We start from the raw sequence: 13,099 nt of genomic DNA on the forward strand, positions 1-13,099 counted from the left end.
TCCTCATCGAGGGTTCGCGGCCGTTGTGGCTTGCCATCATCATATATTGCTTAATTATCGGCAGGTGCCGCAAATTCTTTAAAAAGATTACAGGTTAATCAGAATATTCCCATCAGGCGCTACCGTTCCGCTAACCACCTGCCCCGAGGTCATGCGCACGCGGGCGTTTTGCGCCACCGAGGCGTTGTTCAGCGCCTGGCCTTCACCGTTTACGCTAAAGCCGTCGCCGCTGGCGATCACCTGCACCCGCTGTCCGGCTTTTACGCGCCACGACTGGCGCAGCATCGAGAGCTGAATCGCCTGGCCTGGGGCGAGATCGCGCAGGCTAACCGCATCCTGGGCCTGGTTAATATCGAGCATGGTGCGCGGCGGCAGCCGATCCAGACGGCCACGCTTAAGGGTCACGCTGTCCGGTGCGAGCGTGCTGCCGCGGGTGATGGCCTGGGCCGCCACCACGTAGTTGCCGGTTGCCTCTACCGTGACCTGCAAATAGCGTTTCTCATTGGCGCACTGGGCCAGCACGTTAACGTTGCCCCACAGCTTCGCGCTACCCGCGACGCTCAGCGCCGGTTGTTCACAGGCAGGCAGCAGGTTAGCTGGCGTGCGCACGGTGACGGCGACCTCGTCGCTAAAGCCAGCCAGCCGCTGGGCAAAAAAGGTGGTCAGCTGGGCGGTGAGATCCTGCGCGGCCGCAAAGGGGCTAATCAACAGCAACATGGCAGCGCAGAGGCTTTTCACACTGTGCATGGCGAACTCCTGCCTGGATGAGAAAGTGAGAGGATTTTACCCGCAGTGCAAATCTATCAACGCAATAAATAGCGACGCATTTTGCGTTTATTCCAACGATAAGGCGTGCCCTCTGCCCTTTAAGCTGTCATCTGTCAATTTCTCATCAGCATAATAGTCATCAGCGGGGGAGACATGCTCGATAAACTCGATGCCGCGCTACGATTTCAGCAAGAAGCATTAAACCTGCGCGCGCAGCGCCAGGAAGTTCTGGCTGCCAATATTGCCAACGCCGATACCCCGGGGTATCAGGCGCGCGATATGGATTTTGCCAGCGAACTTAAAAAAGTGATGGAGCGCGGCCGGGCCGAAACCAGCGGTGTATCGCTGGCACTGACTTCCGCCCGCCATATTCCTGCCCAGACCATCGCCGCACCGTCTACTGAACTGCTCTATCGCATTCCCGATCAGCCGTCGCTGGACGGTAACACCGTCGATATGGACCGGGAACGTACCCAGTTTGCCGATAACAGCCTGCAATACCAGACCGGGCTGAGCGTTCTGGGTGGACAGATCAAAGGCATGATGAGCGTGCTGCAGGGGGGGAATTAATCGATGGCATTACTGAACATTTTTGATATCGCCGGATCGGCGCTGACCGCCCAGTCACAGCGGCTGAACGTGGCGGCCAGTAACCTGGCGAACGCCGACAGCGTCACCGGCCCCGACGGCCAGCCCTACCGTGCCAAGCAGGTCGTGTTCCAGGTGAATGCGGCCCCGGGCGCAGCCACCGGCGGCGTCAAGGTTGCCAACGTCATTGAGAGCCAGGCGCCGGAAAAGCTGGTCTTTGAGCCAGGCAACCCGCTTGCCGATGCTAAAGGCTACGTGCGGATGCCCAACGTAGACGTCGTCGGCGAGATGGTTAACTCCATGTCCGCTTCACGCAGCTACCAGGCAAACGTTGAAGTACTTAACACCGTGAAGAGCATGATGCTGAAAACGCTCACGCTTGGTTCGTAAAGGAGAGTCGCATGTCTATCGCTGTAAATCTCAACGACACCACCAGCACTACCGCCACATCGAAAGCGACCAGCGCGACCTCCGGCAGTAGCGCAACGGATCTGCAGAGCAGCTTCTTAACGCTGCTGGTGGCTCAGCTCAAAAACCAGGATCCCACCAATCCGATGGAGAACAACGAGCTGACCACCCAGCTGGCACAGATCAATACCGTGAGCGGCATTGAGAAGCTCAATACCACCCTCGGTGCGATCTCCGGCCAGATCGACAACAGCCAGTCGCTGCAGGCGAGCACCCTCATCGGCCACGGCGTGATGATCCCAGGCACCACCGTGCTGGCAGGCAGCGAAACCACCACGCCGTTTGGCGTTGAGCTGACCCAGCCTGCGGACAAAGTCACCGCCACCATTACCGATAAAAATGGCCTGGTCGTACGCACTATTGATATTGGCGGACTGAGCGCGGGTGTTCACACCTTTAGCTGGGACGGCAAGATGACCGACGGCACCGCCGCACCGGACAGCGCCTACACCGTTTCCATTGGTGCCAGCAACGGCTCTACCCAGCTCGTGGCTCAGCCGCTGCAGTTTGCGCTGGTGCAGGGCGTCACCAAAAGCAGTACCGGTAACACCTTAGATTTGGGTACCTACGGTACCACCACCCTCGACGAAGTACGGCAGATTATATAAGCCTTTACACTTATCAGGAGTAAGTCATGGCCTTCTCACAAGCGGTCAGCGGCCTGAATGCTGCGGCCACCAACCTCGATGTCATTGGTAACAACATCGCCAACTCCGCCACCTATGGCTTTAAATCTGGCACCGCGTCCTTCGCCGATATGTTTGCCGGTTCTAAAGTCGGTCTCGGCGTGAAGGTAGCGGGTATTACCCAGGACTTCACCGACGGCACGACCACCAACACCGGTCGCGGCCTGGACGTCGCTATCAGCCAGAACGGTTTCTTCCGTCTGGTGGACAGCAACGGGTCGGTATTCTACAGCCGCAACGGCCAGTTCAAGCTGGACGAAAACCGCAACATCGTTAACATGCAGGGCCTGCAGCTGACCGGCTTCCCGGCCACCGGCACCCCGCCGACTGTTCAGCAGGGCGCGAACCCGACGGCGATCTCTATTCCCAACACGCTGATGGCGGCGAAAACCACCGATACAGCGGCGATGCAGATCAACCTGAACTCCACCGACGCTGCGCCGACCGTGGCCTTTGATCCGACCAACGCCGACAGCTACAACAAAAAAGGCTCGGTGACGGTCTTCGATAGCCAGGGTAACTCTCACGACATGAACGTCTACTTCGTGAAGAGCACGGCGAGCAACACCTGGAACGTCTACACCCAGGACAGCAGCGTGGCGAACAGCCCTGCGACGCTCTCCACCACGCTGGGCTTCAGCAACACCGGCGCGCTGACCTCCGGCGGCACCGCCAGCGTGACGACGGCAACGATCCCGGGCGCAACCCCGGCGACCTTCAGCTTGAGCTTCCTGAACTCGATGCAGCAGAACACCGGTGCGAACAACATCGTGGCCACTAACCAGAACGGTTATAAGCCGGGTGACCTGGTGAGCTACCAGATCAACGACGACGGCACCGTAGTGGGTAACTACTCTAACGAGCAGAACCAGCTGCTGGGCCAGATCGTACTCGCTAACTTCGCTAACAACGAAGGCCTGGCCTCTGAAGGCGACAACGTCTGGACGGCGACCCAGTCCTCTGGCGTGGCGCTGCTGGGCACCGCAGGCAACGGTAACTTCGGTACCCTGACCAACGGCGCACTGGAAGCATCCAACACCGATCTGAGTAAAGAGCTGGTCAACATGATCGTCGCGCAGCGTAACTATCAGTCAAACGCGCAGACCATCAAAACCCAGGATCAGATCCTTAACACCCTGGTTAACCTGCGCTAAGCGCCTGACGGGACGGCTTCATGGATCACGCAATATATACCGCGATGGGCGCGGCCAGCCAGACGCTCAACCAGCAGGCGGTTACGGCCAGCAACCTCGCGAACGCCTCTACGCCGGGCTTCCGCGCGCAACTCAACGCGCTGCGCGCCGTGCCGGTAGAGGGCCTGTCGCTGCCTACCCGTACGCTGGTAGCGGCGTCTACCCCCGGCGCGGATATGACCCAGGGCCAGATGGACTACACCTCCCGCCCGCTGGACGTTGCCTTGCAACAGGACGGCTGGCTGGCGGTGCAGACCCCGGACGGCACCGAGGGCTATACCCGCAACGGTAATATGCAGGTGAGCCCGACCGGTCAGCTGACCATCCAGGGTAACCCGGTAATGGGCGATGCGGGTCCGATTGCCGTGCCGGAAGGGGCGGAGATCACCATTGCGGCGGACGGCACCGTCTCGGCGCTGACCCCCGGCGATCCGCCGAACACGGTATCACCGATTGGTAAGCTGAAGCTGGTTAAGGCGACCGGGACTGAAGTGGTGCGTGGCGATGACGGCATGTTCCGTCTCAGCCAGGCCGCCCAGGCGACCCGCGGCGCGACCCTGCAGGCCGACCCCACCATCCGTGTGATGTCGGGCGTGCTGGAGGGGAGCAACGTCAAGCCGGTGGCCGCGATGACCGATATGATCGCCAGCGCGCGTCGCTTTGAGATGCAGATGAAGGTCATCAGCAGCGTTGATGAAAATGAGCAGCGTGCTAACTCACTGCTGTCGATGAGCTAATACAGGACTAACTATGATTAACTCTTTATGGATTGCCAAGACCGGCCTCGACGCCCAGCAAACCAATATGGACGTCATCGCCAACAACCTGGCGAACGTCAGCACCAACGGTTTCAAGCGTCAGCGTGCGGTCTTTGAAGATCTGCTCTACCAGACCGTTCGCCAGCCCGGCGCGCAGTCTTCCGAGCAGACTACGCTGCCGTCAGGCCTGCAAATTGGTACCGGCGTTCGTCCGGTGGCCACCGAGCGCCTGCACAGCCAGGGTAACCTCTCCCAGACCAATAACAGTAAAGACGTGGCGATCAAAGGCCAGGGCTTCTTCCAGGTGATGCTGCCGGACGGCACCTCGGCCTATACCCGCGACGGCTCGTTCCAGGTGGATCAGAACGGCCAGCTGGTGACCGCCGGCGGTTTCCAGGTGCAGCCAGCCATTACCATTCCGGCGAACTCCCTGAGCATCACCATTGGCCGTGACGGCGTGGTGAGCGTGACCCAGCAGGGCCAGGCCGCACCGGTACAGGTAGGGCAGCTCAACCTGACCACCTTTATGAACGATACCGGTCTGGAAAGCATTGGTGAGAACCTCTATACCGAAACGCAGTCTTCCGGCGCGCCGAACGACTCGACGCCTGGCCTGAACGGTGCAGGGCTGCTTTACCAGGGGTATGTTGAAACCTCTAACGTGAACGTGGCTGAAGAGCTGGTGAATATGATCCAGGTTCAGCGCGCTTACGAAATTAACAGTAAAGCCGTATCGACTACCGATCAGATGCTGCAAAAACTGACGCAACTCTAAGGCGCGCTCCGGCGCGGCAGTAACCGCCGCGCCGGGCCCCTGATTTCGAAGATGAAAGCAATGCATAAATCCGCCGCGTTTCGTTATCCGCTTATGGCTTTGGTGGCACTCACCCTCAACGGGTGTGCCTGGATCCCCTCGACGCCGCTGGTGCAGGGCGCAACTACTGCGCAGCCCACGCCCGGCCCGCAGCCCATTGTCAACGGCTCCATTTTTCAGACCGCCCAGCCAATCAACTACGGCTATCAGCCGCTGTTTGAGGATCGCAGGCCGCGTAACGTAGGCGATACGCTGACCATCGTGCTGCAAGAGAACGTCAGCGCCAGCAAAAGCTCGTCGGCGAACGCCAGCCGCGACGGCAAAACCAACTTCGGCGTCGGTACTGCGCCGCGCTACTTAGAAGGCCTGTTTGGCAACGGCCGGGCGGATGTCGACGCCTCAGGCAGCAACGGCTTTAACGGTAAGGGTGGGGCCAACGCCAGCAACACCTTCAGCGGAACGCTGACCGTGACGGTTGACCAGGTTCTGGCCAACGGTAACTTACACGTCGTGGGTGAAAAACAGATCGCCATTAACCAGGGCACTGAGTTCATCCGCTTCTCCGGTGTCGTGAACCCACGCACCATCAGCGGCAGCAACTCCGTTCCGTCCACCCAGGTGGCGGACGCGCGCATCGAATATGTCGGCAACGGCTATATCAATGAAGCGCAGAATATGGGCTGGCTGCAGCGTTTCTTCCTTAACCTCTCGCCGATGTAACGGGGTGACCAATGTTTAAATATCTGGCAGGGATCGCGCTGGTACTGGTAGCAACCATTGCCCAGGCCGAGCGCATCCGCGACCTCACCAGCGTACAGGGCGTACGACAGAACTCACTGATTGGCTACGGGCTGGTTGTCGGCCTGGATGGGACGGGCGACCAGACCACCCAGACGCCGTTTACCACCCAGAGCCTGAACAACATGCTCTCCCAGATGGGGATCACCGTCCCTGCCGGGACCAACATGCAGTTGAAAAACGTGGCGGCGGTGATGGTTACTGCCCAGTTCCCGGCGTTTGCCCGCCAGGGGCAGACCATCGACGTGGTGGTCTCCTCGATGGGTAACGCCAAGAGCCTGCGTGGCGGTACGCTGATCATGACGCCGCTGAAAGGCGTCGATAACCAGGTCTACGCTCTGGCGCAGGGCAACGTGCTGGTCGGCGGTGCGGGCGCAGCGGCAGGCGGTAGCAGCGTGCAGGTTAACCAGCTCAACGGCGGCCGTATTACCGGCGGCGCGGTGGTAGAGCGTGAGCTGCCTAGCCAGTTTGGCTCCGGCAACACCATCAATCTGCAGCTGAACCAGGAAGATTTCACCCTGGCGCAGCAGATCACCGACACCATCAACCGCTCTCGCGGCTACGGCAGCGCCACGGCGCTGGATGCGCGAACCATCCAGATCCGCGTTCCGAGCGGCAACAGCTCGCAGGTGCGTTTCCTGGCTGATATCCAGAATATGGAAGTTGGCGTGACGCCGCAGGATGCGAAGGTCGTGATCAACTCCCGTACCGGATCGGTGGTGATGAACCGCGAAGTGACGCTGGACAGCTGTGCGGTGGCCCAGGGCAACCTCTCGGTGACGGTAAACCGCCAGGCCAACGTCAGCCAGCCGGATACGCCGTTTGGCGGCGGTCAGACCGTGGTCACCCCGCAGACGCAGATCGACCTGCGCCAGAGCGGCGGTTCGCTACAGAGCGTTCGCTCCAGCGCCAACCTGAACAACGTTGTCCGGGCGCTGAACGCGCTGGGCGCGACGCCGATCGATCTGATGTCGATCCTTCAGTCAATGCAGAGCGCAGGCTGCCTGCGCGCGAAACTGGAAATTATCTAATGCTAACCGACAGCCGGATGATGGCGAGCGCGGCATGGGATGCGCAATCGCTGAATGAACTGAAAACCCAGGCCGGGCAGGATCCGCAGGCTAACCTGCGCCCGGTGGCCCGTCAGGTGGAGGGGATGTTCGTGCAGATGATGCTGAAAAGCATGCGTGAAGCCCTGCCAAAAGACGGCCTGTTTAGCAGCGACTCTACCCGCATGTACACCAGCATGTATGACCAGCAGATTGCCCAGCAGTTGACCGCTGGCAAGGGACTGGGGCTGGCGGAGATGATGGTGAAGCAGATGTCCGGTGGTCAGAGCGAACCTGCTGAGGCACCTTCACAGGTGCCAATGAAGTTCCCGCTGGAAACGGTGACCAGTTATCAAAACCAGGCCCTGACCCAGATGGTGCGCAAGGCGATGCCGAAAACGCCCGACGGCGGGGGCAACGATGCCGCCCTGTCCGGCGATAGCAAGGATTTCCTCGCTCAGCTCTCCCTGCCGGCGCGACTGGCCAGCGAGCAGAGCGGGGTGCCGCACCACCTGATCCTCGCCCAGGCGGCGCTGGAGTCTGGCTGGGGGCAGCGGCAGATCAAGCGTGAAAACGGTGAGCCGAGCTTTAACCTGTTTGGCGTCAAGGCCAGCAGCAGCTGGAAGGGGCCGACCACCGAGATCACCACCACCGAATATGAGAACGGTGAGGCGAAGAAGGTGAAGGCGAAGTTCCGCGTCTACGGCTCCTATCTGGAGGCGCTGTCGGACTACGTTGGCCTGCTGTCGCGCAACCCGCGCTATGCCGCCGTCACCACCGCGGCGACTGCCGAGCAGGGGGCGCAGGCGCTGCAGAGTGCGGGCTACGCCACCGATCCAAACTATGCCCGTAAGCTTACCAGCATGATCCAGCAGCTGAAATCCCTTAGCGATAAGGTGAGTAAAGCCTACAGCAACGATATTGAAAATCTGTTCTGACAGCACTCAAGTTCAGCCTGGCGCTGCCGATAATCGTTAGCAGGACTTATGTCTAAAAGTGTATAAGGAATCTCCATGTCCAGTAGCTTGATTAACAGCGCCATGAGCGGGCTGAATGCAGCCCAGGCCGCGTTGAATACCGTCAGTAATAACATCTCCAGTTATAACGTCGCGGGCTATACCCGTCAGACGACGGTGCTGGCACAGGCAAACAGTACGCTGGGTGCAGGCGGTTGGGTTGGCAACGGGGTGAACGTCACCGGCGTCCAGCGTGAATATGACGCCTTCATCACCAATCAGCTGCGCGCCGCGCAGACCCAGAGCAGCGGCCTGACCACGCGCTATGAGCAGATGTCTAAGATTGATGACATGCTCTCTGGCTCGACGAATACCCTGGCCACCACCATGCAGGGCTTCTTTACCAGCCTGCAAACGCTGGTCAGCAACGCAGAAGATCCGGCCTCCCGCCAGACCCTGCTGGGCAAAGCCGACGGGCTGGTAAACCAGTTCAAGGTGACCGATCAGTATCTGCGCGATCAGGATAAGCAGGTTAACCTGTCTATCTCCTCCAGCGTGGATCAGATCAACAACTACACCACCCAGATCGCTAACCTTAACGATCAGATTTCCCGTCTGACCGGCGTGGGCGCAGGCTCCTCGCCAAATAACCTGCTGGATCAGCGCGATCAGCTGGTGAGCGAGCTCAACAAGATTGTTGGCGTGGAAGTGAGCGTCCAGGACGGCGGCACCTATAACATCAGCATGGCTAATGGCTACACCCTGGTTCAGGGCAGCTCTTCGCGTCAGCTGGCTGCCGTGCCGTCCAGCGCGGATCCGTCCCGTACCACCGTGGCCTACGTTGATGCCACCGCGGGCAACGTGGAGATCCCAGAGAAGCTGCTCAACAGCGGTTCCCTTGGTGGCCTGCTGACCTTCCGCAGCCAGAACCTCGACCAGACCCGCAACTCGCTGGGCCAGCTGGCGCTCTCCTTTGCCGACGCCTTCAACACCCAGCATGCCAAAGGCTATGACGCTAACGGCGATAAGGGCGGCGACTTCTTTACCATTGGATCGCCTTCCACGCTGAGCAACGCACGCAACACCGGCGATGCGGCGCTGACCACCACGGTGAGCGACAGCAGCAAGGTGCAGGCCACCGACTATAAGGTAGTTTACGACGGCTCGAAGTGGCAGGTCACTCGCCTGTCAGACAACACCTCGTTTACCGCCACGCCGGATGCTAACGACGGCAGCCTGAACTTTGACGGCCTGAAGGTCAACATTAGCGCTACCAACGGTGCGGGCAATAACGACAGCTTTATTATCAAGCCGACGGCCAATGCCATCGTCAATATGGATCTGGCCTTCCAGGACGAGTCAAAAATTGCCATGGCGGCGTCCGCCACCAGCGGCGATAGCGATAACGTCAATGGCCAGGCGCTGCTGGATCTGCAAAAAAGCAAAAGCGTCGGCGGCAACAAGAGCTTCAACGATGCCTATGCCGCGCTGGTCAGCACCGTGGGCAGCACCACGGCCACGCTGAAGAGCAGCAGCACCACCCAGGATAACGTGGTGACGCAGCTGAGCAACCAGCAGCAGTCTATCTCCGGCGTTAACCTCGACGAAGAGTACGGTAACTTACAGCGTTACCAGCAATATTATCTCGCAAACGCACAGGTCTTACAGACGGCGAGCTCGCTGTTTGATGCGTTACTGAACATCCGCTAAGCAAGAGGTTGATGATGCGCGTTAGCACTCAGATGATGTATGAACAAAACATGCGTGGTGTCACCAGTTCGCAGAGCAAGTGGCTAGGCTACGGGGAGCAGATGTCTACCGGCAAGCGCGTCAACCGCGCTTCTGATGACCCTATCGCCGCCTCGCAGGCGGTGGTGCTCTCCCAGGCCCAGGCGCAGAACAGCCAGTATCAGCTGGCTCGCACCTTCGCGACGCAGAAAGTCTCGCTGGAAGACAGCATCCTGGACCAGGTCTCTACCGCGATCCAGTCCGCGCAGTCCAAGGTCATCAACAGCGGCAACGGCTCCTTGAGCGATGACGACCGTGCCTCGCTGGCAACCGATCTGCAAGGTATTCGCGACCAGATCATGAACCTTGCCAACAGCACCGACGGCAACGGTCGCTATATTTTTGGCGGCTACAAAACCGAAAGCGCACCGTTCAATCAGGCCACCGGTCAGTACGGCGGCGGCGCGCAGCCCATTACCCAGCAGGTAGACGCCGCGCGGTCAATGGTGATTGCCCACACCGGCACCCAGGTTTTTGACAGCGTAACCAGCAACGCGGTACCCGAGCCAGACGGCACCGCCCCGGAAACGAACCTGTTTGCCATGCTGGATTCGGCTATTGCCTCGCTGAAGACCCCGGTAAGCGGGGATGAGACGGCCCAGACCAAGGCGCAAGACGTAATGGATAAAACCAACCGTGGCCTGCGCAATTCACTTAACAACGTGCTTGCCGTACGTGCTGAAGTCGGAACGCAGCTTAACGAGCTGGACAACCTTGACGCGCTGGGCACCGATCGCGCCCTGGGTCAAACCCAGCAGATGAGCGATCTGGTTGACGTTGACTGGAATGCGGCTATCTCCTCCTACACCATGCAGCAGGCAGCGCTTCAGGCATCCTATAAAGCGTTTTCCGATATGCAGGGCATGTCGCTGTTCCAGATTAACTCTTAATAAAAAGAAAACCTGTCCGGTTAAATGGACAGGTATGCACTCTCTTTGCAGACCGCCCTCATTGACCGGGGCGGTTTTTTTTATCCAACGTTTGCTACCTCTGGGCGACGCGTACCCGTTGTCAGGCGGATTACCAGGGCAATAATGCCTGAGACCGTCGCCAGGGCCACAACGCCAGGCCAGCCCGCCAGGGTGTAGATTTTACTGCCGAGGGCAGAGCCAGCCGCCATGCCGATAAACACCACGGTAAACAGCAGCGCATTGAGACGACCCCGCGCCTGCGGCTCAAGGCTATAAACCAGATTCTGGTGAGCAACCAGGCTCGACTGTAGTCCCAGATCGAAACCTACCGCCGCAATGGCAATCACAACCAGCTGCATCTGGGTAGAGAGCAGCGGCAGGGCAAACATCAGGGCAAAGGAGACGGTGACCAGCGCCGCACCCAGCTGGGTGACTTTCGCTGCCCCGACCCGATCGGCCAGCCCCCCGGCCAGCGGTGCAGCCAGCGCACCCGCCGCGCCAGCAATCCCGAAGGTACCTGCTGCTGCGCTGCCAAGGTGAAAACGATCCAGCAGCATGACCGCCAGGGTAGACCAGAAGGCGCTAAAGGCTACCGAGAGAAAGCCTTGCGCCAGCGCGGCGCGGCGCAGGGCAGGGTAGCGCCCCCACAGCTGGGCTACAGAGCGCATCAGCGCCGGATAGCGGAGGTCGGAGTGGGTAGCAAAGCGCGGCAGCACCGCCCACATCACGACGCCAATAAACGCGATGCTCGCCGCTGCCAGCTGGTACATCACCCGCCAGCCAAAGGCCGCACCCACGAAGCCGCTTACCGTACGGGAGAGCAGGATCCCCAGCAGCAGACCTGTCATCACGGTGCCTACGGTTTTTCCCTGTTTGCCTTCTGGCGCAAGTATCGCTGCGGCAGGCACGATATCCTGCGCCATCGTGGCGGCCATCCCCAGCAGCAGGCTTACCGCCAGCAGCGTATTGAGATGGCTGGTCAGGCTACAGATCAGCAGGAAGAGGGCCAGCGCGGCGCATTTTATCAGGATTAGCATACGGCGATCGTAGCGGTCCCCCAGCGGCAGCAGGAACAGAATGCCCAGCGCGTAGCCTGCCTGGGTCAGCGTCGGCACGAGACCCATGCCGTTAACGGTTAAATGGAGATCGCGACCCATCAGCGGCAGCAGAGGCTGAGCATAATAGATAGCGGCAACGCTGAATCCGGCTCCCATCGCCAGGATAAAGATAATCCAGCGCGGTACGTCCAAGGGTGATGCCTGACGGTTCATAATAGAGTCCTCAAAGGTGGTGTGAAGACATTTTTGCTGAAGATGGCGTGACGCGGTAGCCGGTCCAATGGTAAAAGAGCTATACGCGAAACGTATAGGCAAAAATAAAATGAAGCGAACTGAGCGTATAGACAGGGTCGATCTGATGCACACCTTTGTCCGCATCGTTGAGAGTGGCTCCCTGTCAGCCGCCGCGAGGCTGTTGGAAACCACCCAGGCGACGGTAAGCCGCCGTCTTCAGTCGCTGGAGGCGCTGCTGGGGGTTAAGCTGATCCTGCGCACGACCCACGCCATGAAGCTGACCGATGACGGCGAACGCTGCTACCAGCATGCCAGGCGGCTGCTATCGGCCTGGTCCACCCTGGAGGATGAGGTGAGCCACGCTGGCGATGAGCCGGTCGGTACGCTGCGGGTGCGTGCCCCGCACGCTTTTGGCCAGGAGCAACTGCTTGCGCCGCTAACCCGGTTTCTTAGCCAGCATCCACAGCTCTCGGTTGAGTGGATGCTAAACGATAAAAACGTCGATTTTCTGAGCACTAACATCGACTGCGCGATTCGCGTCGGCGCGGAGATCGATCCGAGTACGGTGTCGGTGCTATTGGCGGAGGTGCCGCGTAGCGTTGTGATTGCGCCTGCGCTGCTCGCTGACTACCCGGCGGTGACCGGGCCACAGCAGCTGGCGGCGCTGCCGTGGGTGGCGCTCAGCACTTTCTACCAGCACAGCATTAGCCTGACCCATACCGCCGGGACGGTTGAGCAGGTGACTATCGCTCCGCGGCTCTATACCGACAGCCTCTATGTTGCGCGCAGTACGGCCCTGCAGGGATTAGGCGCGGTGATCATCTCAAGCTGGGCGGTGGCGGAGGATGTCCGTGAGGGGAGGCTGGTCAGGCTGCTGCCCGACTGGGAGCCTGCCCCGCTGCCGGTGCACCTGGTTTACCCGTGGGCGCGTTACTATCCGGCCCGGCTGCGGGCCTTTTTGCAAATGATGCGCGAGGCGGTTCCTGACATTACCGGTATGCGCCTTCCCGCCTCCGGGGCATAAAAAAAG

General features: G+C 60.0%; 14 protein-coding genes. 12 read left to right on the plus strand and 2 right to left on the minus strand.

All coding sequences use genetic code 11. The features are described 5' to 3' along the window. Positions 1-87: 87 nt before the first annotated feature. Complete coding sequence (gene flgA, locus NR795_RS03880) at positions 88-747, minus strand: flagellar basal body P-ring formation chaperone FlgA (RefSeq protein ID WP_144812577.1); 660 nt, start codon at positions 745-747, stop codon at positions 88-90. 174 nt (positions 748-921) lie between these two features. Between flgA and flgB the strand changes: the two genes are divergently transcribed. The 11 genes from flgB to flgL all read left to right on the plus strand — a co-directional run bounded on the left by flgB (position 922) and on the right by flgL (position 10,756). Continuing rightward, positions 922-1,338 carry a flagellar basal body rod protein FlgB gene (gene flgB, locus NR795_RS03885; RefSeq protein WP_103821236.1) on the plus strand — a complete coding sequence of 139 codons (417 nt, stop codon included), beginning with the start codon at positions 922-924 and terminating at the stop codon, positions 1,336-1,338. A gap of 3 nt (positions 1,339-1,341) precedes the next feature. After that, positions 1,342-1,746: a flagellar basal body rod protein FlgC gene (gene flgC, locus NR795_RS03890; RefSeq protein ID WP_042392725.1), complete on the plus strand. Its 405-nt coding sequence runs from the start codon at positions 1,342-1,344 to the stop codon at positions 1,744-1,746. Positions 1,747-1,757: 11 nt separating this feature from the next. After that, complete coding sequence (flgD, locus tag NR795_RS03895; RefSeq protein WP_144812570.1) at positions 1,758-2,432, plus strand: flagellar hook assembly protein FlgD; 675 nt, start codon at positions 1,758-1,760, stop codon at positions 2,430-2,432. A 26-nt stretch (positions 2,433-2,458) separates the two neighbouring features. Beyond that, positions 2,459-3,664: a flagellar hook protein FlgE gene (gene flgE / locus NR795_RS03900; protein ID WP_144812567.1), complete on the plus strand. Its 1,206-nt coding sequence runs from the start codon at positions 2,459-2,461 to the stop codon at positions 3,662-3,664. A 20-nt stretch (positions 3,665-3,684) separates the two neighbouring features. Continuing rightward, complete coding sequence (locus NR795_RS03905) at positions 3,685-4,440, plus strand: flagellar basal body rod protein FlgF (protein WP_144812564.1); 756 nt, start codon at positions 3,685-3,687, stop codon at positions 4,438-4,440. 13 nt (positions 4,441-4,453) lie between these two features. Further along, entirely contained in the window at positions 4,454-5,236 is a 783-nt protein-coding gene (gene flgG / locus NR795_RS03910) for a flagellar basal-body rod protein FlgG (RefSeq protein WP_042392733.1), read from the plus strand. 60 nt (positions 5,237-5,296) lie between these two features. Next, complete coding sequence (flgH, locus tag NR795_RS03915) at positions 5,297-5,995, plus strand: flagellar basal body L-ring protein FlgH (RefSeq protein ID WP_144812560.1); 699 nt, start codon at positions 5,297-5,299, stop codon at positions 5,993-5,995. A gap of 11 nt (positions 5,996-6,006) precedes the next feature. Further along, the gene (locus NR795_RS03920; RefSeq protein ID WP_042392737.1) at positions 6,007-7,104 is read left to right on the plus strand and encodes a flagellar basal body P-ring protein FlgI; all 1,098 of its coding nucleotides are present in this window, start codon (positions 6,007-6,009) and stop codon (positions 7,102-7,104) included. After that, a complete protein-coding gene (gene flgJ, locus NR795_RS03925) occupies positions 7,104-8,060 on the plus strand; it encodes a flagellar assembly peptidoglycan hydrolase FlgJ (protein ID WP_257757205.1) in 957 nt (318 codons plus the stop codon). The genes NR795_RS03920 and flgJ overlap by 1 nt, the downstream gene beginning before the upstream one ends. A 75-nt stretch (positions 8,061-8,135) precedes the next feature. After that, complete coding sequence (gene flgK, locus NR795_RS03930; RefSeq protein WP_144812554.1) at positions 8,136-9,788, plus strand: flagellar hook-associated protein FlgK; 1,653 nt, start codon at positions 8,136-8,138, stop codon at positions 9,786-9,788. Between the two features lie 14 nt (positions 9,789-9,802). Next, entirely contained in the window at positions 9,803-10,756 is a 954-nt protein-coding gene (flgL, locus tag NR795_RS03935; protein ID WP_144812551.1) for a flagellar hook-associated protein FlgL, read from the plus strand. A gap of 80 nt (positions 10,757-10,836) precedes the next feature. On the opposite strand, the gene NR795_RS03940 is transcribed toward flgL, so the two are convergent. Next, on the minus strand, positions 10,837-12,048 hold the full coding sequence (locus NR795_RS03940) for an MFS transporter (RefSeq protein WP_257757208.1): 1,212 nt from the start codon (positions 12,046-12,048) through the stop codon (positions 10,837-10,839). 109 nt (positions 12,049-12,157) lie between these two features. Here NR795_RS03940 and NR795_RS03945 point away from each other — a divergent pair, with 109 nt between their 5' ends. Beyond that, on the plus strand, positions 12,158-13,093 hold the full coding sequence (locus NR795_RS03945) for a LysR family transcriptional regulator (protein WP_144812545.1): 936 nt from the start codon (positions 12,158-12,160) through the stop codon (positions 13,091-13,093). Positions 13,094-13,099: the final 6 nt, after the last annotated feature.

This window comes from Pseudescherichia sp. L3, assembly GCF_024656065.1.
Lineage (GTDB): Bacteria > Pseudomonadota > Gammaproteobacteria > Enterobacterales > Enterobacteriaceae > Pseudescherichia.

Bases quoted from the DNA above. Each gene is read 5' to 3' on its own strand.
- flgH (WP_144812560.1), top strand. From the start codon at position 5,297: ATGCATAAATCCGCCGCGTTTCGTTATCCGCTTATGGCTTTGGTGGCA.
- flgK (WP_144812554.1), top strand. From the start codon at position 8,136: ATGTCCAGTAGCTTGATTAACAGCGCCATGAGCGGGCTGAATGCAGCC.
- NR795_RS03940 (WP_257757208.1), bottom strand. From the start codon at position 12,048: ATGAACCGTCAGGCATCACCCTTGGACGTACCGCGCTGGATTATCTTT.
- flgL (WP_144812551.1), top strand. From the start codon at position 9,803: ATGCGCGTTAGCACTCAGATGATGTATGAACAAAACATGCGTGGTGTC.
- flgA (WP_144812577.1), bottom strand. From the start codon at position 747: ATGCACAGTGTGAAAAGCCTCTGCGCTGCCATGTTGCTGTTGATTAGC.
- flgC (WP_042392725.1), top strand. From the start codon at position 1,342: ATGGCATTACTGAACATTTTTGATATCGCCGGATCGGCGCTGACCGCC.
- flgE (WP_144812567.1), top strand. From the start codon at position 2,459: ATGGCCTTCTCACAAGCGGTCAGCGGCCTGAATGCTGCGGCCACCAAC.
- flgG (WP_042392733.1), top strand. From the start codon at position 4,454: ATGATTAACTCTTTATGGATTGCCAAGACCGGCCTCGACGCCCAGCAA.
- NR795_RS03905 (WP_144812564.1), top strand. From the start codon at position 3,685: ATGGATCACGCAATATATACCGCGATGGGCGCGGCCAGCCAGACGCTC.
- flgJ (WP_257757205.1), top strand. From the start codon at position 7,104: ATGCTAACCGACAGCCGGATGATGGCGAGCGCGGCATGGGATGCGCAA.
- NR795_RS03945 (WP_144812545.1), top strand. From the start codon at position 12,158: ATGAAGCGAACTGAGCGTATAGACAGGGTCGATCTGATGCACACCTTT.
- flgB (WP_103821236.1), top strand. From the start codon at position 922: ATGCTCGATAAACTCGATGCCGCGCTACGATTTCAGCAAGAAGCATTA.
- NR795_RS03920 (WP_042392737.1), top strand. From the start codon at position 6,007: ATGTTTAAATATCTGGCAGGGATCGCGCTGGTACTGGTAGCAACCATT.
- flgD (WP_144812570.1), top strand. From the start codon at position 1,758: ATGTCTATCGCTGTAAATCTCAACGACACCACCAGCACTACCGCCACA.